This window comes from Kitasatospora sp. MBT63, from assembly GCF_000710465.2.
In the GTDB taxonomy this organism is placed as follows: Bacteria; Actinomycetota; Actinomycetes; order Streptomycetales; family Streptomycetaceae; genus Kitasatospora.
The window spans coordinates 1-19,422 of record NZ_JAIZ01000105.1; the positions used below are offsets into that span (position 1 = coordinate 1).

Consider the following 19,422-nt stretch of genomic DNA (forward strand, 5'->3'; position numbering starts at 1 on the left):
CCCCCCGCTCCGCCGGCTCCCTCGGCGGCGCCGGGCGCGACGGCCGGGTACCCGCCGGTGCCGGGCGGGTACCCGACCGGGCCGGTGACCGCGGCGCCGGCGGGCGCGTTCGGTCCGCCCGCCGGGGCGTTCGGTCCGCCGACGCTGCCCACCGAGGCCCCGACCGGGCCGGTGGCGCCGCCCGCGGCCACCGCGCTGCACCAGCCCTCCTTCGACACCCCGCCGCCCGGCCCGGTGGTCCCGGACTCCCGGCCGGCTCCGGCGCCGCAGCCCAAGGGGGTGTCCTGGAAGGTGCTGCTGACGGTCGCCCTGGTGATGGCGCTCGGCGGCACGGTCGGCGGCGTGGTGCTGATGGACAAGCTGGGCGGCAAGGGCGACTCGTCCGCCTCGGGGAGCACCGCCGGCTCGGGTTCGCCGGGATCGTCGGGCTCCTCGGGGGCGGCCTCGTCGGCGCCGCGCGCCAGTGCTCCGGCCCAGGACGCGTACTCGCCCTCCGCCTCGCCCTCCCCCAAGGCGAAGAGCAGTGCGGGCTCCGACAGTGCGGCGGGCGCCGGCAGCGCGGCACCGTCCGGCCCGCCCAAGTACACGATGGTGTACGAGAACCGCGAGCTGGCCAGCCCCGACTCCAGCCACAGCTTCGACCTGGCCAACGGCATCGTGGTGCCGGACTCCTCGTACCCGGCCTGGGCGCTGTCGCCCTCGTACGACGACTTCAACTGGTCGTCCGGGAGCAGCGACGCGTACATCACCCGGGACCAGTCGCTCAGCCCCGAGCAGTGCTCGACGGCGATCGACCAGCACCCGGTGGCCGACCTGAAGTACGACGACCTGCCGCCCGGCCGGATCTTCTGCCTGCGCAACCGGGCCAACGGCGGGGTGGTGGTGGGCAAGGTGGTCGAGCAGGGCAACAAGTCCACCGGTGCGGTGAAGATCTCGTTCACCTACTACCGCAACGACACCTGAGCCGCCCGCACTATCCTGACCAGGTCAGATCCCACCGGACCGGAGCGCACCGTGTACTTCACCGACCGCGGCATCGAGGAACTGGAGAGCCGGCGCGGCGACGAGGAGGTCACCTTCGAGTGGCTGGCCGAGCGCCTGCGCGAGTTCGTCGACCTCAACCCGGACTTCGAGATCCCCGTCGAGCGGCTGGCCACCTGGCTGGCCCGGCTCGACGACGAGGACGAGGACTGAGGCGAGCCGCCCAGTGACGGCCCGGAAGGCACCCGCCTTCCGGGCCGTTCGCGTGTCCGGGGCGGAACCGCTTGACTTCCCCGATTCGCGATATATCGTGTTGAGCAGTGGAACGCGATACATCGCGAACGGGAGGCGGGACCCAATGGGCCAGTGGACGGTCAGCGAGCCTGACAGGATCAACTTCGACGAGCCGGTCAACACCCTGCACGTGCGGATCATCGGCGGCGCGGTGAACGTGGTGGCCGGCGACGGTCCCGCCCGGCTGGAGGTGACCGAGGTCGACGGGGAGCCGCTGCAGGTCACCCTCGACGGCGGGGTGCTCACGGTCGCCTACAAGGACCTCGACTGGCACGAGTTCGGCGAGACCCTCAAGTCGGTGCAGTCGGTCAAGAGCTTCATCAGCTCGCTGCGGCGCAAGCGCCGCGCGGTGGTCTCGCTGACCGTCCCGGCCGGCGCCGAGGTCAAGGTCGGCACCGTCTCCGCCGAGTCCACCGTCTCGGGGATCGCCGGCAAGGTCGGCGCGCACAGCGCCAGCGGCGGCGCCACCCTGGTCGGCCTGTCCGGCGCGGTGCAGGCCAACACCGTCTCCGGCGACGTGGACGCCCAGCGGGTGGCCGGCGACCTCAAGGTCAACACGGTCTCCGGCGCCATCACGCTGGTGGCCGGCACCGCCGAGCGGATCAACGCCAACTCGGTGAGCGGCGCGGTCACCCTCGACCTCGACGTCACCACCCCGACCGACATCAAGGTCTCCACGGTCAGCGGCCAGGTCGGCGTCCGGCTGCCCTCGCTGGCCGACGCCAAGGTCGAGGCCGGCACCACCACCGGCGACGTCTCCAGCACCTTCGAGGAGCTCACCGTCACCGGCAGCTGGGGCGCCAAGCGGCTCACCGGCCAGCTCGGCTCCGGCACCGGGAAGCTGGCGGTCACCACCGTCTCCGGCCCGGTGACCGTCCTGCGCCGGCCCGACGCGGACGACGACCACGGCGGCCCGGCCAAGGAGCTCCCGGCCGGCCCCGAGCTGACCAAGGAGGTCTGAGATGACCCCGGTCTTCGGCCACGGCCGACTGCGCCTGTACCTGCTGAAGCTGCTCGACGAGTCGCCGCGCCACGGCTACGAGGTGATCCGGCTGCTGGAGGAGCGCTTCCAGGGCCTGTACGCCCCCTCGGCCGGCACGGTCTACCCGCGGCTCGCCAAGCTGGAGAAGGAGGGCCTGGTCACCCAGAGCACCGAGGGCGGCCGGAAGGTCTACCGGCTCACCGACGCCGGCCGCCAGGAGCTGGCCGGGCGTCAGAGCGAGCTCGCCGAACTGGAGCTGGAGATCCGGGACTCGGTGGCGCAGCTGGCCGACGCGATCCGCGAGGACGTCCGGGACAGCGCCAAGGACCTGCGCGAGGAGCTCTGGGGCGAGGCCAAGCAGGCCACCACCGCCAGGCCCGGCAACGCCGGGGACCCGTGGGCGGGTCCGTGGGGCGACCGGGAGTCCTGGCAGCGCGCCAAGGACGAGTTCGCCCAGTTCAAGGCGCAGGCCAAGGACCAGGCCAAGCGCGCCAAGGAGCAGGAGCGGGCCGCCAAGGAACAGGCCAAGGCCGCCGAGCGGGAGGCCCGCAGGCTGCGCGAGGAGTCGAAGGCGGCCCGCAGCGCGGCGCAGCAGGAGGCGCTGCGGCTGAAGCGGCGGGTGGAACAGCAGGTCCGCGAACACGCGAGCCGCGGCGACTGGTCGACCGGCCTCGCCGAGGGGCTGGCCGAGCTCACCAAGGGGCTGTCCTCGCTGGCGGACGCGGCCCGCTGGGGCGGCCAGCAGGAGTCCGAGGAGATCCGGGTGACCCGGATCGACCTGGACAAGGACACCGACACCGCGGACCCGGACACGGACACGGTCACCGCTGCCGAGCTCCCCGAGTGGGCCCGGACGGACGCCGCAGCCGCCCCGGACCGCGAGCTGGACCGCCTGCTCGACCGCTTCCGCGACCAGGTCAGGGACACCGCCCGCGATGCCCGCGGTGTGACCCCGGCCCAACTCGCCGAAGCCCAGGCCGCCCTGGCCACCACCGCCGCCCGCATCCGACGGCTCTTCATCTGACGCACGGCCAGTTCCGCCCCCGGCCCAAGGCCGGGGGCGGAACTGCGCGTCACGGCGTCACGGCGTCAGCACGATCTTCCCGAACACGTCCCCCCCGGCCAGCCGCGCGAACCCCTCCCGGGCCTCCGCGAGCGGCAGCACGCTGTCGATGACCGGCCGCACCCCGGCCGTCCCGCACAGCGCCAGCAGCCCCGCCAGCTCCTCCTTGGTCCCCATGGTCGAGCCGACCACCCGGAGCTCCAGGAAGAAGATCCGGTTGAGCTCGGCGGACGCCGGGCTCGGCCCGGAGGTGGCGCCGGAGATGACGATCGTGCCGCCGGGGCGCAGTGACTTGACGGAGTGGGACCAGGTGGCCGCGCCGACGGTCTCCATCACCGCGTCCACCCGCTCGGGCAGCCGCGCGCCGCTCTCGAACGCGGCGTCCGCCCCGAGCTCGACGGCCCTGGCCCGCTTGGCCTCGTCCCGTCCGGTGACCCACACCCGCAGCCCGGCCGCCTTGCCGAGGACCACCAGCGCGGTCGAGACGCCGCCGCCGGCGCCCTGCACCAGGACCGTGTCGCCGGGCTTGACGCCGGCGTTGGTGAACAGCATCCGGTAGGCCGTCAGCCAGGCCGTGGGCAGGCAGGCGGCCTGCTCGAAGGAGAGCTCCGCGGGCTTGGGCAGCAGGTTCCAGGTCGGCACGGCGACCCGCTGGGCGAAGGTGCCCTGGTAGCGCTCGGTCAGGATGGAGCGCGGTTCGTTGGGCCCGACCCCGTGGCCGCTCTGGCCGATGACGGAGTGGATGACCACCTCGTTGCCGTCCTCGTCGATTCCCGCCGCGTCGCAGCCGAGGATCATCGGGAGCCGTTCGGCGGGCAGTCCGACCCCGCGCAGGGACCAGAGGTCGTGGTGGTTGAGGGTGGCGGCCTTGACCGTCACCACGCTCCAGCCGGGTCGGGCCTCGGGCTCGGGGAGCTCGCCGAGCTCCAGCCCGCTCAGCGGATCGGCGGGGTCGATACGTGCGGCGTAGGCAGCGAACATGATCCGGACGATAGCCGCGACGGCCGGGGCCCGGAACCACGCGTCGGTGTGACCTGCACCGCGTGTCCGTCCCCGGCCGTCCGCCGCTCGTCCTGCGGACGCCCGTTCGGAGCGCCCGTCCGCGGGGCGCCGTCAGAGGCGGGCGACGCCCTCGGCGCGGGCGGCCTCGGCGACCGCCTTGGTGACCGCCGGTGCGACCCGCTCGTCGAACGGCGACGGGATCACCTTCTGCGGCGTCAGCTCGTCGGCGACCACCGCGGCCAGCGCCTTGGCGGCCGCGAGCTTCATGCCCTCGGTGATCCGGGTGGCCCGGACCTGGAGGGCGCCGGCGAAGATGCCGGGGAAGGCCAGCACGTTGTTGATCTGGTTCGGGAAGTCCGAACGGCCGGTGGCCACCACGGCGGCGTACTTGTGCGCCACCTCGGGGTGGATCTCCGGGTTGGGGTTGGCCATCGCGAAGACGAAGCAGCCCTCGGCCATGGTGGCGACGACGTCCTCGGGCACGGTGCCGCCGGAGACGCCGATGAAGACGTCGGCGCCGGCCAGCGCGTCGGCCAGCGAACCCTTGATCCCGGTCCGGTTGGTCAGCGCGGCGATCTCGGCCTTGACGTCGGTCAGGTCGCCCCGGCCCTCGTGCACGACGCCGCGGCGGTCGCAGACGGCGACGTCGCCGATGCCGGCCGCGACCAGCATCTTGGCGATCGCGATGCCGGCCGCGCCGGCGCCGGAGATGACCGCCCGCAGGCTGCCGATCTCCCGGCCGCTCACCTTGGCGGCGTTCCACAGGGCCGCGGTGGTGACGATCGCGGTGCCGTGCTGGTCGTCGTGGAAGATCGGGATGTCCAGGGCGTCCTGGAGCCGGCGCTCGATCTCGAAGCAGCGCGGGGCGGAGATGTCCTCCAGGTTGACGCCGCCGAAGGAGGGTGCGAGCCGGACCACGGTCTCGACGATCTCGTCCACCTCGGTGCAGGCCAGCGCGATCGGGACCGCGTCCACGCCGCCGAACTGCTTGAACAGGATCGCCTTGCCCTCCATCACGGGCAGCGAGGCCTCGGGGCCGATGTCACCGAGGCCGAGCACGGCGGTGCCGTCGGTGACGACCGCGACCACGTTCGACTTCCAGGTGTAGTCGTTGACCAGGTCGGGCTGCTCGGCGATGGCGGTGCAGACCCGGGCCACGCCCGGGGTGTAGGCCAGGGACAGGTCGTCCGCGTCGCGGACCGGAACGGTCGCCCGGACCTCCATCTTGCCGCCCCGGTGGAGGGCGAAGACGGCGTCGACGGGATCGACGGTGTCCTGAGTACTGGGTTGGATGATCTCCGCTGCCACGATGACCTCTTCGTCAATGATCAGCGAGAGCGCGACCGGCGGCCGGCCGACCCGGCCGGGGACGGAAAACCCGGGTACGCGGACCGCGTACCCGGTGGCCGGGATCGGGGCACGGCCTTCGGGCAGCGCCCTCGGATGAGGGTTTCAAGTGTTCTGCGCTGTACTTCCGGTCTTACCCAGGCATCACCAGCCGGAGCCGGGAAGGTGACAGACACCGCTTGAGCCTAGGTCGGGCGAAGGCACCGCACCTGTGCCTTTTCGTCCTTGTCACGCACTGTTCACGGCCTTTGAGCCACTTGACGGCACCGGATCTCGGAAGGATCCGGGGCCAGTGGCGGCAACGGCCGGGCCAGTACGGACACCCGTAGGAGTGAACGCAGACACGGAGGGGAGCCGGTGCCTCGGATCCAGAGTCGACGTCTTCGGCTTCCGGTCCTGCGCACCCCGGTCCTGTCGCGAACCGGCGGTCTGTGTTCGGGCTTCGGGGGTTACCCGATACCGGATTCTGACACACCCGAGACCCGGGGCAGGAGGGTGGGATGGCAGGATCCTCGCAATCGACCACCGGAACCGGACGGGCCCACCCCCTCTCGGCAGCACCGAGACGTGCCCGTACACCGCCGGCGCACACCCGCGCACCCCGGTGGGACAGCACCGCCCTCTCCCACAGGAGGACCAGCTCCATGCACCACAGCGCCCGCATATCCGGCCGCTTCACCAGATCCGGCGCGGCCCTCGCGGCCGGGTCCCTGCTCCTGACCGGCTGCAGCTCGATCGGCGCGGCCAAGTCCCCCGAGGAGGAGCTGCACGACCGGCTCCCCGACGCGGTGAAGACCGCCGGCGTCCTGCGGATCGGTTCGGACGTCAACTACGCGCCGGTCGAGTTCAAGGGACAGGACGGGCTCCCCACCGGGTTCGACCCGGATCTCGCCGAGGCCATCGGGCGGCAGCTCAAGATCAAGATCAAGATCATGGACACCGATTTCGACAAGCTGATCCCGGACCTCCAGGCCAAGCAGTTCGACGTCGCGATGTCGGCCCTGACCGACAACCGCCAGCGCCGGGACGGCACCGACGACAACGGGCAGCAGGTCAACCCGGGTGTCGACTTCGTGGACTACTTCCTGGCGGGAACCACGATCCTGGTCCCCAAGGGCAACCCCAAGAAGATCAAGTCCCTCGACGACCTGTGCGGCCAGACCGTCGCGGTCCAGCGCGGCACCACCCAGGCCGCCATCGCCCAGCGCCAGACCGGCGCCTGCGACAAGGCGCACAAGACCCTCACCATCACGCTGACCGAGACCGACAACGACGCACTGGCCCTGGTCGCCTCGGGCAAGGCCGTGGCCGACATGAACGACTACCCGGTGGCCGCCTACACCGTGCAGAAGGGCTTCAACGGCGCGCAGTTCGAGATCACCGGGCAGCAGCTGCAGCCCTCGCCGTACGGTCTCGCGGTCGCCAAGGAGAACGCCGAGCTGCGCGACACGCTGGCGAAGGCGGTGAACCAGATCATCCGCAGCGGTGAGTACGACAAGATCCTGGAGAAGTGGAACCTCAAGGACGGCGCCGCCCAGAACGCGGTGGTGAACGGCGGCTGAGGCCACAGGCGGCCGGGGTGCTCGCCTTGAGCACTCCGGTCTGCATACTTATACACAGGGTGACAGGGGCGCGGAATTCGTCCGAATAGCGGACGTTGAGGCGCCTCGTTATCCGATTTTGATCTGCAGAGAGACCCGTTCCCCGGTACTCAGTGGCAGGATTCCACCCAACTCGGTCGCAGCGGCCTTCCCCCAGCCCAAGCAGCCGGGTGTCGTCCCAGTCGAGGCAGTTCGATCAATTTCGTCCACCTCGGCGGAGGGTGGCGATTGAATTCAGGCAGGACCAGCACAAACCGAACGACCGGTCGTGGCCGGCCCCGGACAGCGACGCCGGGGTCCGACGCGTCCGGCGCACCGCTTCCCCCGGCGGCGTGCTCCGCCCGTCTCTCCTACAGGAGGAGATCCCCCTGATGTCCGCTCGTACCCCGCGCCCCCGCCTCGTCGTGGCCGGCGCCGCCCTCGCCGCCGGCACGCTCCTGCTCACCGCCTGTAGCAGCAGCAGCTCCTCCGGTTCCGGCTCCGGCTCCAGCGCCGGGAACCCGAGCGCGTCGGTTTCGGCGGTGACGGCCGACCCCGCGCTCGCCGCTCTGGTCCCCGCCGACCTCAAGTCGTCCGGCAAGCTGGTCGTCGGGTCGGACGCCTCCTACGCCCCGAACGAGTTCCAGGACGACAAGGGCACCATCGTCGGCATGGACGTCGACCTGGCCAACGCCATCGCCGCCAAGCTGGGCCTGAAGGCCGACGTCCAGAACGCCGGTTTCACCGCGATCATCCCGGGTATCGGTGCCAACAAGTACCAGCTCGGCATGAGCTCCTTCACCGACACGAAGGAGCGCGAGCAGACCGTCGACATGGTCACCTACTTCACCGCCGGTACCGGTATCGCGGTCAAGAAGGGCAACCCCGACAAGATCTCCGCCGACGACCTGTGCGGCAAGAAGATCGCGGTGCAGACCGGCACCACCCAGGCGGACCAGATCACCGACGTGATCAACCCCGCCTGCGTCGCCGCCGGCAAGCCGCCGGTGCCCAACGACGGAGACAAGTTCGACCTGCAGACGGACGTCACCAACGCCGTCGTCTCCGGTCGCGACCAGCTGATGATGGCCGACTCCCCGGTCATCGACTACGCGATCAAGCAGACCGAGGGCCAGCTGGAGAAGCTCGGCCCCACCACCGACTCCGCCCCGTACGGCATCGCGCTCGCCAAGGGCTCGGCGCTCACCCCCGCGGTGCAGAAGGCGGTGCAGTCGCTGATGGACGACGGCACGTACAAGCAGATCCTGCAGAAGTGGGGCGTCGACGCCGGCGCGATCGACAAGGCGCAGCTCAACGGCGCCACCAGCTGATCTCGTCCCCCTCGCTCCGAGCGACCTGTTCTGAGGCCACATCGTGAACTCTCTCCACAAGGGGCCGGAGGCGACCCCGGGACGGCATGAGGCCATCAAGGCCGTCCCGGTCCGTCACCCCGGCCGGTGGGTCGGCGCCGCAGTGATCCTGCTGCTCGCGGCCATGCTGATCCACGCCATCGTGACCGTCCCCGCCTTCAAGTGGGACCTCGTCGGTCACTACCTCTTCGACGACCGCATCCTGCACGGCCTGGTGGTCACCCTCGAGCTGACCGCGCTGGCCATGGTCATGGGCGTGCTCGGCGGGATCCTGCTGGCCGTGATGCGGCTGTCGCCGAACCCGCTGCTGTCCGGCACCGCCTGGGTGTACATCTGGGTGTTCCGCGGCACGCCGGTGCTGGTGCAGCTGGTGTTCTGGAACTTCCTCGGCGTGCTCTGGGCCCGGCTGTCGATCGGCATCCCGTTCGGCCCGTCGTTCTGGTCGCAGGAGACCAACGTCCTGATCCCGACCTTCGTCGCGGCCCTGCTGGGCCTCGGTCTCAACGAGGCCGCGTACATGGCTGAGATCGTCCGGGGCGGCATCCAGTCGGTGGACGAGGGTCAGCACGAGGCCTCCCAGGCGCTCGGCATGAGCCGCTTCGACACCATGCGGCGGATCATCCTGCCGCAGGCGATGCGGGTGATCATCCCGCCGACCGGCAACGAGACCATCTCGATGCTGAAGACCACCTCGCTGGTCAGCGTGATCGCCCTGGAGGAGCTCTTCCGGGCCGGGCAGAACATCTACTCGCGCAACTTCCAGAGCATCCCGCTGCTGATCGTGGTCAGCCTCTGGTACCTCTTCCTCACCTCGATCCTGACCATCGGGCAGTATTACATCGAGCGCCACTACGCCCGCGGCTCGAACCGGGCCCTGCCGCCCACCCCGCTCCAGCGGATGCGCGGCCTGTTCCAGGGCCTGCGGTCGAAGCCGGCACCGAAGCCCGCCGACGCCGGGGTCCACGGCGGCGGCGGTGAAGGAGGCGGTCTCGGATGACCGATCTGACGAACAACCCGACCGAAGTCCAGCCGGGCGGCCTGATGGTCCGCGCCGAGGGCGTGCGCAAGTCGTACGGCCTGGTCGAGGTCCTCAAGGGGATCGACCTGGAGGTCCGGCAGGGCGAGGTGTTCTGCCTGATCGGCCCGTCCGGTTCCGGCAAGTCGACCTTCCTGCGGTGCATCAACCACCTGGAGAAGGTCAACGCCGGCCGGCTCTGGGTCGACGGCGACCTGGTCGGCTACCGCCAGAAGGGCGACAAGCTGTACGAGCTGAAGGACCGCGAGGTCGCGATGAAGCGTCGCGACATCGGGATGGTCTTCCAGCGGTTCAACCTGTTCCCGCACATGACGGCGATGGACAACGTCATCGAGGCGCCGGTCCAGGTCAAGGGCGAGTCCAAGGCCGCCGCCCGGGAGCGCGGGATGGCGCTGCTGGAGCGGGTCGGGCTGGCCGACAAGGCCAAGAACTACCCGTCCCAGCTCTCCGGCGGCCAGCAGCAGCGGGTCGCCATCGCCCGGGCGCTGGCCATGAAGCCCAAGCTGATGCTGTTCGACGAGCCCACCTCGGCGCTCGACCCCGAGCTGGTCGGCGACGTGCTGGACGTCATGCGGGGCCTGGCCGAGGAGGGCATGACCATGATCGTGGTCACCCACGAGATGGGCTTCGCCCGCGAGGTCGGCGACGCGCTGGTCTTCATGGACGGCGGTGTGGTGGTGGAGGCCGGCCACCCCCGCGAGGTGCTCGGCAACCCGCAGCACGACCGGACCAAGGCGTTCCTGTCCAAGGTGCTCTGATCCACGGTGTTCCGGGGGCGCGGCCCCGGAACCCGTCGCGGCGGCCCACCGGTACTCCGGTGGGCCGCCGCGGTGCGTCCGGAACGTAATACCCTGGAGGCTGTATACCCGTTACCGCCTCTGGAAGGACCACCGTGGAGCTCGCTTCGTACGCCGACTTCGCCGTCCGGCTGGTGAACAGCGAGGAGCCCGAGCGCGGCACCGACGGACTGACCACGGTGGACGCGGTGCGCGCGCTGTTCAAGGTCCCCTCGCGGGCCGCCGCGCTCACCGACGAGTCCGATCTGCCCAGGCTGCGTGCGGTCCGCACCCGGCTGCGCGGGGTCTTCGAGGCCGCCGCCGAGGGCGAGGACGTCCGGGCGGTCGACCTGCTGAACAGCCTGATGGTCGAGTACCCGGTCAGCCCGATGGTCTCCGGCCACGACGACCTGGACGAGACCGGCAGGCCCCACTGGCACCTGCACCTGGCCGACAACGCGCCCACCGCGGCCGCCAACTACGCCGCCGTGGCCTGCATGGGCCTGGCCATCCACCTCACCGAGCTCGGCGTGGACCGGCTCGGCATCTGCCAGGCCGCGCCCTGCCGCAACGCCTACCTGGACACCTCCACCAACCGCTCCCGCCGGTACTGCTCCGACCGCTGCGCGACCCGCGCCAACGTGGCCGCCTACCGGGCGCGCAAGCGTGAGGAGGCGCAGCGGGGCGAGGCACTGCGCGGGGAGGCCCAGCGGGGAGAAGCGCTGCGCGGGGCCCAGCTCACTCCCCGTCCCTGAGCGCCGGCGGGGTGCGGTCCACCCCCAGCCGGCGCACCGCCGCGGCCGGCAGCAGCGTCCACGGCCAGCCGGCCAGCGCCCGCGCCAGCCAGGGCGCCGGGGCGAGCCAGGCCGGGGCCGGCCGCAGCCTCAGCAGCACCCGGCCGAGCACCAGCTCGTCCGGCACCGCGCCGTACTCCCGGCTGTCGGTGCGCACCAGCGGGTTGTCGGAGAGCATCCACCAGCCGCCGGGGCGGCGGCCGACGGCCCGTTTGACCACCAGCAGGTCCTGCTGGAAGGGGTGCCGGAACAGCACCACGGCGCCCGGCCGCAGCGGCGCGCCGTAGCGGACCAGCACCTGGTCGCCGTCGCGCAGCAGCCGGCGCATCGACGGCCCTGCCACGTCCACCACCCCGAACGGCGCACCGCCGCCGCGCCGACTCACCGGCATCCGTTCACCCCTGACCTCGTGTCCGCTGCTGTGCACCCTCCAGTGTGGCGTGCCCGGCGCACCGCCCGGTATCGGCCGGTTCGGCCTCCTCCTTTGGTCCCGGGCCCACGGGGCAGACGCGAAGTGCGGGGTGCGTGCGGGTAATCTCGGGCGCGGGAAGACGATCCAAGGAAGGACTCCCATGTTCTCTCGTCTGTTTGCTCCGCGCGTCACCGCGCACGCCCACTGCGACCTGCCCTGCGGTGTCTACGACCCGGCCCAGGCCCGGATCGAGGCCGAGTCGGTGAAGGCCACTCAGGAGAAGTACCAGGCCAACGAGGATCCGCAGTTCCGCGCGCGCGCCATCGTCATCAAGGAGGAGCGCGCCGAGCTGGTCAAGCACCACCTCTCCGTGCTGCACACCGACTACTTCAAGGCCCCGCACTTCGAGGCCTACCCGGGGCTGCACGACCTGTTCAACCGGGCCGGCAAGGCCGCTTCGGCCGCCAAGGCCTCCTCGGACCCGGCCACCGGCCAGGCCCTGCTCGACCTGATCGCCGAGATCGACGCCATCTTCTGGGAGACGAAGAAGGCGTGATCTTGACCAGGCGACTTGCCGGTTCTCGCAGCTGGCGGGCCGCCTGGGCCATCCTTAGCGATGCAGCCTGATGCACCGCGATGCACGGCAATGAACAAGATCATCGCCCATCCACATCCCAGATGATCATGAAATACAGTATCCCCCGTCCAGCCATGGACGGGGGATACTGCCGTTGATGCCGGGGGGTGCGAGGAGGGTGGCACCGTGTCGTGCCCCCCGGCGGTCAGCGACCAGCGGACAGGTCAGTTCCAGCCGGTGTCCATGAAGGCCACGGAGGCCACGTCGGGCTCGTCGCCATCCGGGTCACCTACGGCCAGGTTCCACCCGGTGTCCGCGAGAGCGGCGCCCGGGCCGGCCGGGAGGCACAGCAGGGCGCCGGCGGCCACGAGTCCAGCAGCGGCCACCGTCAGCGCGCGTATGCGGAGCATGGATCCTCCAGGTCAGTGGTGTGAGATCGTCCGAACCGGGTATCCCCGGGGAGCACGAACAGTTTCCTCCCCTCCCGCCGGTAGGATCAAGAGAAAACCGGTGCGGGTTCCCGCATGCGGGATCCCGCAACCGTCTAGGGGTAGAGGATGCCAGAGCCGTTCCGGCCGTGGGACGTCAGCCCGGCTGGCCGCACGCTGTACCTCACCATCCTCCACACCGGGGCGCCGACCGACGCGGACGCCGATGCCGAGCCCCTGGCCGAGCTGCTCCGCTTCGGCCTCGTGGTCCCCCACCCCCATGAGCCGGCCGGACAGTACATCGCGCTGTCCCCCGCGGAGGCCGCCAACCGCCGCCGGGACCAGCTCCTCACGCAGGTCTCGGACGCCATGACCGGCGCGGTGGCGCTGCCAGCCTCGGTGCAGGACCTGGCCATCGCCTGGCAGCAGCGCAGGGCGCAGCAGGCGCCCAGCGCGGGCACCGTCGAGCACCTCGAGGGAGTCGAGCGGATCAACGCCCGGATCAGCGAGCTGGTCGCAGGGACGACCTCAGAGATCCTCGCGGCCCAGCCGGGGGGCCCGCGCCCCGCCTCCACCCTCGCCCTGGCGCTGCCCCGCGACCTTGACGCGCTGCATCGCGGGGTCTCCATGCGGACCCTCTACATGGACTCCGTCCGGACCGACGACGCCACGGCCCAGTGGGCCGCACAGATGACCGCGGCCGGCGCCCACATCCGAGTGACCGCGGAGCCCTTCATGCGGTCGATCATCCTCGACCGACGCTGGGCCGTGCTCAGCGACGAAACGCCGTGGGTCGGACCGGGCGACGAGCCAGCGCGCGCCATAGTCCTGGAGGACGAGGCCCTCGTGGCCTACGTCGCGGCGATGGTGGATCGGGACTGGGCCCGCGCCACCGTATGGAAGGGCGACCGCGCCCCAGCGGCCCCAGCAGCCGCCCGCGGCCCGCGGCTGACCGGCCGCCAGCAGCAGATCGCCCAGCACCTCGCGGCCGGAGCCGCACAGGCCGGCGTGGCCGCCGCCCTCGGCATCAGCGAGCGAGCCGTCCAGGGCGAGCTCCTGGCGATGCGGCGCGCCCTCGGCTGCGCGTCGAACGCGGCCCTCCTCTACGAGCTCGGGCGGCTCGCCGGGCGCGCGGAGCGCCGCCGGAGCTAGCCGCCGCCCGGGGCTCTGTGCCGCTCGATCCTCACCGACAGCCGGCGGACGACCGCGCGGGCCTCGCGGAGGGCCTTGGCCTGCGCGCCGGATCCGTCGTCAGCCCGGGCCAGGTCGGCCGCATGCTGCGCAGCGCGCCCGAGGTCGGCGAGGCTGTCCGCGAGGTCGAACGGTCGGTCAAGGGTCCAGCCTGGGGTCGGTTCGGTGCTCACGGTGCTCCTGGTCATATCCCCCCAGGGACGAATGAATGCTACATCGAACGCGTTCGATCGAATGTCGCCGGTGACGTACAGACTTTTGATCACAGCTCGGCAAGCGTCGGATGGTGCTGCCTGCTGACGATCACGCCCGGGTCCTGACCGAACGCCACGCGGTCGGCCGCCGCATCCTCGAGCTCAGGCTGGCGCGCGGGGTGACCCAGGAGCGACTCGGAGAACGCGTGCGCCTCGACCGCCGGACGATCTCCGAGACCGAGCGCGGGATGAGGGACTCCACACTCGGCGATCTCACTCGCATTGCAGCCGCCCTCGACGTCCCGACCTGGACGCTGCTGTGGGACCGGCCTGACTCGGCGATGTCGGCCCCCGGCAGCCCTGGTGGCCCCTGATCGAGTCGGCGAACCGGTTGAGGACCGCCGCGAACACGCCTTCCCCGTACTCGCCGCACACCACGCAGTACCCGGTGTCCGGCCAGCTCTCCGGCTCAGCCACGGGTGACCGCCTCGATGCGGTCCAGCTGCGCCCGGGCCTCCGCCGCTACCTCGTGGATGGCCTCGGCCGGCACCTCGCTGATCGGCATGGCCACGAGGTCGCGGAGCTCGCCGACCGCGGCCGCGAGACCATGGAACGCGTCCCAGTACGGACCGACCCACTGGGCGCGCTCAGAAGACGCTGGTGGGCCGTCGGTCGGATGGTCGAGCTCCGGACTGCCTTCTCCCCGCGCACGGGCCTTCTCGGCTCCCCACCGCAGCGCGGGCTCCAGCCACTCCCCGCCGGTCACCTGGCTCCCTGGTCGACCACCTGGAGCCGCATCGTCGTCTCGCGGTAGCTGTCGCCGAGCAGCAGCGGCGCGGACCAGCGTCCGTCCCGGATCACGATGGACTGGATCTTCGCGTGCCAGGAGGGGGCAGTCAGCACCTCCACCGTCGCGGGGTAGGAGTCGAGCCAGATGTCCTCTCGGTCGGCGGCAGCCCAGAGTGCGGCCCGGCCTGCCTCCACCCCGAGGCATCCGACGGGGGCCAGGACGCCGTCGATGCTGGCCTCCAGCGCCAGGGCGATACTGGCTTCCATCACCTGGGCCGACTCGGGGACGGCTGCGGGCTGAAGCGCCATCACAGAGCCACCTCTGCAAGCGCGGCGGCGAGCAGTGCCGGTTCGGTGAGCGTGCCGGTGCCGTCCGGCGGGATCACCCAGTGCACGCCGGGCGGGGCCGTCCGGCTCGGGTCCGGGACGGAGAGGTAGTGCACCTCGCTCAGGCAGGGCGCGAGCTGCGAGGTCCACGTGTCGCGGGTGCCGGGCGGGACCAGGACGAACGCCCGGTCGCGGTCGTCGTAGCGGATGACGGGGCCGGTGATGGCGGGGTGGCCGGCCAGCTGGTCCGCCTGGGCCGGGCCGAGCTCGACCACGTCCCACATTCGGCCGGCCGGAAGGATGGCCACCGAGCCCGGGCTGGACAGCCACCAGCGGTACGCGTGGTCCGGGTCGGTGTCCGCCTGGGCGAGCCAGGCCCGCGCGGCGTCGATGCTCGTAGTCGTGGACATGGAGCGGTCCCCTCACTCTCTCTCAGTGAGGGGATCGTCCCAATCTGTGAGGCCAGTTTCCGCACACTTTGTGCGGGGTGAACTTTCAGCCTCGCCCTTGACAGGGCGTCAGACTCCTGCCCAGCGAGCCAGCTCGGCAACGTCCTCGGACGGGTTCCGGTCGAGGCGGACCAGGGTGGCCGCGGTCGCCCTGGTGGTGGGGTGGAACCTGGTGTGGTTGGGGGCCAGCCGACGGGCAGTGCGGAGCGCCCGGGCCGATCCGGCGCGGTCGCCGCGGGCCAACTTCGCCGAGGCCACGTCGATGTGGTGGTGGGAGGCGCGCTCGGCCGGCAGGTCGGCGGGCAGCGTCCACTCGTCCGCGCCCTGCTCCGCGCCCCACTCTCGCAGGCGGGCCAGGGCCTGCTCGGTGTCGCCGCCGTCGATCAGGCCGGCCACCTCGTGGATGCGGAGGTTCGTCGGGCCGAAGCTCAACTCGTAGTGGTCTGTGTCGGAGTTGCGCAGCAGGGCGGCGACGTGGCGGGCGTCGTCCAGGTACTGGGCCGCCCGGGCTGGCTGGCCGTCCCGGGCCTCCAGGATGCTGAGTTTGAGGTAGAGGGCGCCCAGGACGGCGTTGTGAGCCTCGGTCGGGCACTCCTCCGGGGACAGCCGAAGCACCTCGTCGGCGAGGCCGGTCAGGAGCCGGCGGGCCGAGGCGTAGGACCCCATCCTGAGCATCGCGCCAGCCTTGAGGTAGGCGCCGGTGACCTGCATCAACGGGTCGCCGGATCGGTCCGCTGCCCACCGGACGCGCTCGATCGCGGTCAAGCTGAGGTCGTGGTAACCCAGCTTGTGCGAGAGCGAGTTGGCCGCGCGGTAGCCCGTAGCCAGCAAGAGGTACGCCTGGGCCTGCTCGCGCCCGGCGGTGGTGAGTGCGACCTGGGTCAGCTCGGACAGCAGCGGCGGCAGGAGCGGCCCCATCGGGACGTACGAGCCGGCCTGCCGCATCCGGGCGACCTCGGACATCTCGGCGCCCAGCACGGACAGCGGCCGCGGCACCGCCCCGAGGTCGTCAGGGCTGTCGTAGGTCAGCATGATGCGCCGGAGCTCGGGGATCACAGCCTGCGCCTGGTCCTCGGTCTCGCTGCCGTTGAGGTAGGGCTGCCCGGTCAGCCGCTCCGGGCCGACCGCCAGAGCCCGCGCGATCCTAACCACCAGGCCCGGCGCCGGGTTCCGGGCGCCGCTCTCGTACTTCTCCATGGCGCTCGGCGAGACGGCCACCCGGGTGGCCAGCTCGCGGACGGACAGACGTCGGATCTTGCGGTGCTCGCGGATGCGCGCGCCGATGGTCTCGCCGCTCATGGTGCCCCCAGCTCGGGATCGGTCCTCCCAGCAGGGTAGGACGCAAGCAGGCCGTACGGGAGCCTGGCCCTGTGAATTTATGGTTGCCGGGCACGACGAAGCGCCCCCTACCCGGCCGAGGCCGGGTAGGGGGCGGTGGCTGAGTGCCGGTCAGTCGCTCGCGCATACGGATCGCTCGACGCGGTCGACGGCGTCTCGGAGTGAGGCGCCGCTGTTGGGGTGGAGTTCGTGCTCGACGGCGCCCAGGCGAGACTCGATCTGGCCGAGCCGTTCCATCACTCCGGCGCGGGCGGGGACGCCGGGCCGGGCCGGGGTGCCGGACCAGTCCTCGGCGACCTGGTCGAGCTGGTGCGCGATGGCGCGGACTCCGCGGGTGAGCCTCCAGAGCAGGCCGAGGGCGCCGGTGATGGCGGCTCCGGCCACGCACCAGACCACGAGGGTGTCGACCTGGGCTATCCCGGTGCCGTCGCTCATCGAGCCTCCGGGGAGTCGAGGGGCGGCAGAGCGGCCCGGGCCGCCTCCTTGCGGAGCCAGGCCGGCAGCAGCTGGTCGACGGTGGGAAGCGCGGCGAGGCGGGTGATGGCGGCGGACACGCCGATCACCGTGCCGATGCCGGGCAGCGCGTCGGGCAGGCCCGCGGTGTGGATCAGCAGCGGCAGCGCCGCGGCGACCGCGGCGACGGTCCAGATCGTGGTGCGGATGGTGCGGCGGGTGGCGTCGGTCATGGCGGTCTCCTGTCAGCCTGCGGACGGGGCGGGCGTGCTGGGGGTGACGGTCAGGCGGAGGTCGAGCTTGGCGAGCTCGGCCTTGAACTCGGCGACGAGTGCGTCGACGTTGATGTCCGGGTGCTGCTGGGCAGCGAGCTGGGCCAGCGTGTTGACCGCCGCGCCCTGGGCGGTGAGCTGGGCCTGGACGTCGGCGAGCTGGTACTGGGTCGGCGCGATGCCGGCCAGCAGCCACTGGAGCTCGACGCCGGGCCGGGCCGGGTCCTGCTCCCACTTGCCGTTCACGCGCGGCACCTGCGCCTGCAGCAGGGCCGAGACGACCGCCGGCACTACGGCCGCGGCCACCCGCTGGATGTCGGTATCGGTCAGGGGCATGTCGGTCTCCTCCGGGGTGCGGCCGGGCATCCACTGCCCGTAGTCCGCGAGCTGGGCGGTGTTGCGGTCGCACTCGATGCCGCCGATGGTGATGTAGCCGAGCTGCCGGATGTGCGCCCGCGGGTCCCACCGGCCGCCGGACCAGGCGGATGCCTGCCAGTACCACTGGACGAGTCCGGAGTCGGCGGCGCCGGCCACGACCCGGATGCCGCCGTAGACGCCGACCCGGGCGGGGGGCAGAACCGAGGTGACGCCGCGGAAGTAGGGCAGCACAGCGCCCCACGTGGTGTCGGTGTCCACGGCGAAGTAGATCGGTCGCGAGCTCGGCATGCCGCATGCCTGGGCCTGGGCCAGGGCGGCGCGGGCGTCCGCGGCGCCGGCGGCCTGCCCGGCGAGGGCCCGCCCGGCGGTGGTCTCCCACACCACCCCGGACCAGATGCCCGCGGCGGCCAGCGCGTCGGCCTCACGGCGGGTCAGGTTCTTGGTGGCGTCCGTGGACAGATAGCGCATCGCGAACTGGGCGCCGGCCGCCTTCAGAGCGGCCGGGGCGGGGTGCGTCCACGGGTAGTCGACGCCGAGGATCGTCACAGCGCCTCCATCGGGGCGGGCAGGGTCCAGCCGGTGGGCAGGGTGACGGTGCCGAGCACTGGCGCCTCGATGGGCGGCGGCAGCGTTTCCGGGGTGCAGCCGCACTCCGGGAGCAGCTTCGGGTCCGGCGCGCCGCAGGTCGCTGCGTGGACCTGCGCCGCGAGGTCGAGCGTCAGAGCGTGCCGCCCGCACGCGTACACGGCGGCGGTGCTGTCCTCGTCGATGCGGCGCTGCCACTGGACGAGGACGGCCTCGGGGCAGCCGTCGAGCGCACAGGGGTGCGACGATGGCGCGGCCTGGACTGTCAGGTCGTCAGGCATGGACCCACCTCACTGTCATGCCGGTTGGGGACGGCGCGGTGTTGAGGGCGCCGCCGGAGTTCTGGAAGGCTCGGATCTCGATGTAGTCGGTGCTGCCGTTGCAGAACACGGTGTCGGTGACCTGTACGGACCCGGTGTTCGTGGCGGCCGCGGCCGCGCCGCCGCCCTGGCCGAGGGCCGTGGCGACGCCGTTCTTGGCCACCAACAGGAACCGGTTGCCGCTGGCACTGGCCGCCGGCCCGTAGACGCCGTTGACCTCGTAGTAGCCCGGCACGGTGGGGGTGTATCTCGAGGTGTTGACGCTGGTGGAGTGCCCGTTGTAGGTGTCGACGGTCTCGCTGTCGAGCGTCAGCGAGGTGATCGTGTTGTTCGGGATGCTCTGCGCGACGGTTTGCGTGCCGATGAACAGCGGTGTGTTCGCCAGGAACGTGATGTCGTCGGTGACGTCGGCGCCGTAGACCGGCGCGGTGAGTCGGCTCCCGGCGGCGCGCACGGGCGGCGCGGGTACGGCGAGGACCATGCT

24 protein-coding genes and 2 pseudogenes are annotated in these 19,422 nt (G+C 71.7%); 12 read left to right on the top strand and 14 right to left on the bottom strand.

Going from position 1 to position 19,422, the window contains the following annotated elements; genetic code table 11:
• From AA75_RS06725 to AA75_RS06740, 4 genes and pseudogenes are all read left to right on the top strand, one after another.
• Nucleotides 1–963, top strand: a pseudogene (locus AA75_RS06725) (hypothetical protein); the annotation flags it as partial.
• A 51-nt stretch (nucleotides 964–1,014) separates the two neighbouring features.
• Nucleotides 1,015–1,194 carry a DUF6104 family protein gene (locus AA75_RS06730; RefSeq protein ID WP_030267971.1) on the top strand — a complete coding sequence of 60 codons (180 nt, stop codon included), beginning with the start codon at nucleotides 1,015–1,017 and terminating at the stop codon, nucleotides 1,192–1,194.
• Nucleotides 1,195–1,339: 145 nt separating this feature from the next.
• Nucleotides 1,340–2,236, top strand: a complete 897-nt coding sequence (locus AA75_RS06735) for a DUF4097 family beta strand repeat-containing protein (protein ID WP_033818865.1) — start codon at nucleotides 1,340–1,342, stop codon at nucleotides 2,234–2,236.
• A 1-nt stretch (nucleotide 2,237) separates the two neighbouring features.
• Complete coding sequence (locus AA75_RS06740; protein WP_033818866.1) at nucleotides 2,238–3,281, top strand: PadR family transcriptional regulator; 1,044 nt, start codon at nucleotides 2,238–2,240, stop codon at nucleotides 3,279–3,281.
• Between the two features lie 57 nt (nucleotides 3,282–3,338).
• Here AA75_RS06740 and AA75_RS06745 read toward each other — a convergent pair whose 3' ends face one another.
• The gene (locus AA75_RS06745) at nucleotides 3,339–4,301 is read right to left on the bottom strand and encodes a quinone oxidoreductase (protein ID WP_033818867.1); all 963 of its coding nucleotides are present in this window, start codon (nucleotides 4,299–4,301) and stop codon (nucleotides 3,339–3,341) included.
• A gap of 132 nt (nucleotides 4,302–4,433) precedes the next feature.
• Nucleotides 4,434–5,570 (bottom strand): annotated as a pseudogene (locus AA75_RS06750) (NADP-dependent malic enzyme); the annotation flags it as partial.
• A 743-nt stretch (nucleotides 5,571–6,313) separates the two neighbouring features.
• Here AA75_RS06750 and AA75_RS06755 point away from each other — a divergent pair.
• The 5 genes from AA75_RS06755 to AA75_RS06775 all read left to right on the top strand — a co-directional run bounded on the left by AA75_RS06755 (nucleotide 6,314) and on the right by AA75_RS06775 (nucleotide 11,186).
• Nucleotides 6,314–7,231 (top strand): ABC transporter substrate-binding protein, encoded by a 918-nt coding sequence (locus AA75_RS06755; RefSeq protein WP_051811944.1) that lies wholly within the window; start codon nucleotides 6,314–6,316, stop codon nucleotides 7,229–7,231.
• A gap of 410 nt (nucleotides 7,232–7,641) precedes the next feature.
• Nucleotides 7,642–8,580 carry an ABC transporter substrate-binding protein gene (locus AA75_RS06760; protein WP_051811945.1) on the top strand — a complete coding sequence of 313 codons (939 nt, stop codon included), beginning with the start codon at nucleotides 7,642–7,644 and terminating at the stop codon, nucleotides 8,578–8,580.
• 40 nt (nucleotides 8,581–8,620) lie between these two features.
• Complete coding sequence (locus AA75_RS06765) at nucleotides 8,621–9,616, top strand: amino acid ABC transporter permease (protein WP_233288948.1); 996 nt, start codon at nucleotides 8,621–8,623, stop codon at nucleotides 9,614–9,616.
• A gap of 44 nt (nucleotides 9,617–9,660) precedes the next feature.
• Nucleotides 9,661–10,413 carry an amino acid ABC transporter ATP-binding protein gene (locus tag AA75_RS06770; protein WP_033818935.1) on the top strand — a complete coding sequence of 251 codons (753 nt, stop codon included), beginning with the start codon at nucleotides 9,661–9,663 and terminating at the stop codon, nucleotides 10,411–10,413.
• A 134-nt stretch (nucleotides 10,414–10,547) separates the two neighbouring features.
• The gene (locus tag AA75_RS06775; protein WP_033818869.1) at nucleotides 10,548–11,186 is read left to right on the top strand and encodes an ABATE domain-containing protein; all 639 of its coding nucleotides are present in this window, start codon (nucleotides 10,548–10,550) and stop codon (nucleotides 11,184–11,186) included.
• Here AA75_RS06775 and sodX read toward each other — a convergent pair.
• Nucleotides 11,170–11,616 carry a nickel-type superoxide dismutase maturation protease gene (gene sodX, locus AA75_RS06780; RefSeq protein WP_033818870.1) on the bottom strand — a complete coding sequence of 149 codons (447 nt, stop codon included), beginning with the start codon at nucleotides 11,614–11,616 and terminating at the stop codon, nucleotides 11,170–11,172. The two genes, AA75_RS06775 and sodX, sit on opposite strands and share 17 nt — an antisense overlap.
• A 181-nt stretch (nucleotides 11,617–11,797) precedes the next feature.
• Here sodX and sodN point away from each other — a divergent pair, with 181 nt between their 5' ends.
• Nucleotides 11,798–12,193, top strand: a complete 396-nt coding sequence (gene sodN, locus AA75_RS06785) for a superoxide dismutase, Ni (RefSeq protein ID WP_033818871.1) — start codon at nucleotides 11,798–11,800, stop codon at nucleotides 12,191–12,193.
• Nucleotides 12,194–12,438: 245 nt separating this feature from the next.
• On the opposite strand, the gene AA75_RS06790 is transcribed toward sodN, so the two are convergent.
• Complete coding sequence (locus AA75_RS06790) at nucleotides 12,439–12,624, bottom strand: hypothetical protein (protein WP_033818872.1); 186 nt, start codon at nucleotides 12,622–12,624, stop codon at nucleotides 12,439–12,441.
• Between the two features lie 147 nt (nucleotides 12,625–12,771).
• Between AA75_RS06790 and AA75_RS06795 the strand changes: the two genes are divergently transcribed.
• Nucleotides 12,772–13,794 carry a TrmB family transcriptional regulator gene (locus AA75_RS06795; protein WP_033818873.1) on the top strand — a complete coding sequence of 341 codons (1,023 nt, stop codon included), beginning with the start codon at nucleotides 12,772–12,774 and terminating at the stop codon, nucleotides 13,792–13,794.
• Here the strand turns inward: AA75_RS06795 and AA75_RS06800 are convergent.
• On the bottom strand, nucleotides 13,791–14,006 hold the full coding sequence (locus AA75_RS06800) for a hypothetical protein (RefSeq protein WP_033818874.1): 216 nt from the start codon (nucleotides 14,004–14,006) through the stop codon (nucleotides 13,791–13,793). The genes AA75_RS06795 and AA75_RS06800 overlap by 4 nt on opposite strands.
• Before the next feature lie 110 nt (nucleotides 14,007–14,116).
• Here AA75_RS06800 and AA75_RS06805 point away from each other — a divergent pair, with 110 nt between their 5' ends.
• Nucleotides 14,117–14,401, top strand: a complete 285-nt coding sequence (locus AA75_RS06805) for a helix-turn-helix domain-containing protein (protein WP_063794291.1) — start codon at nucleotides 14,117–14,119, stop codon at nucleotides 14,399–14,401.
• A 95-nt stretch (nucleotides 14,402–14,496) separates the two neighbouring features.
• Here AA75_RS06805 and AA75_RS06810 read toward each other — a convergent pair whose 3' ends face one another.
• From AA75_RS06810 to AA75_RS06850, 9 genes are all read right to left on the bottom strand, one after another.
• Nucleotides 14,497–14,793 (bottom strand): hypothetical protein, encoded by a 297-nt coding sequence (locus AA75_RS06810; RefSeq protein ID WP_033818875.1) that lies wholly within the window; start codon nucleotides 14,791–14,793, stop codon nucleotides 14,497–14,499.
• A complete protein-coding gene (locus AA75_RS06815) occupies nucleotides 14,790–15,125 on the bottom strand; it encodes a hypothetical protein (protein WP_149037983.1) in 336 nt (111 codons plus the stop codon). Before AA75_RS06815 ends, AA75_RS06810 begins: the two co-directional genes overlap by 4 nt.
• Nucleotides 15,125–15,553 (bottom strand): hypothetical protein, encoded by a 429-nt coding sequence (locus AA75_RS06820; protein ID WP_051811947.1) that lies wholly within the window; start codon nucleotides 15,551–15,553, stop codon nucleotides 15,125–15,127. Before AA75_RS06820 ends, AA75_RS06815 begins: the two co-directional genes overlap by 1 nt.
• Nucleotides 15,554–15,661: 108 nt before the next feature.
• Nucleotides 15,662–16,891: a helix-turn-helix domain-containing protein gene (locus AA75_RS06825; protein WP_033818877.1), complete on the bottom strand. Its 1,230-nt coding sequence runs from the start codon at nucleotides 16,889–16,891 to the stop codon at nucleotides 15,662–15,664.
• A gap of 150 nt (nucleotides 16,892–17,041) precedes the next feature.
• Nucleotides 17,042–17,365, bottom strand: a complete 324-nt coding sequence (locus tag AA75_RS06830; RefSeq protein ID WP_033818878.1) for a hypothetical protein — start codon at nucleotides 17,363–17,365, stop codon at nucleotides 17,042–17,044.
• Complete coding sequence (locus AA75_RS06835) at nucleotides 17,362–17,616, bottom strand: hypothetical protein (protein ID WP_033818879.1); 255 nt, start codon at nucleotides 17,614–17,616, stop codon at nucleotides 17,362–17,364. Before AA75_RS06835 ends, AA75_RS06830 begins: the two co-directional genes overlap by 4 nt.
• Nucleotides 17,617–17,628: 12 nt before the next feature.
• The gene (locus tag AA75_RS06840) at nucleotides 17,629–18,579 is read right to left on the bottom strand and encodes a glycoside hydrolase domain-containing protein (RefSeq protein ID WP_051811948.1); all 951 of its coding nucleotides are present in this window, start codon (nucleotides 18,577–18,579) and stop codon (nucleotides 17,629–17,631) included.
• The gene (locus AA75_RS06845; RefSeq protein ID WP_051811949.1) at nucleotides 18,576–18,899 is read right to left on the bottom strand and encodes a hypothetical protein; all 324 of its coding nucleotides are present in this window, start codon (nucleotides 18,897–18,899) and stop codon (nucleotides 18,576–18,578) included. Before AA75_RS06845 ends, AA75_RS06840 begins: the two co-directional genes overlap by 4 nt.
• Complete coding sequence (locus AA75_RS06850) at nucleotides 18,892–19,419, bottom strand: hypothetical protein (RefSeq protein ID WP_051811950.1); 528 nt, start codon at nucleotides 19,417–19,419, stop codon at nucleotides 18,892–18,894. The genes AA75_RS06845 and AA75_RS06850 overlap by 8 nt, the downstream gene beginning before the upstream one ends.
• Nucleotides 19,420–19,422 lie beyond the last annotated feature (3 nt).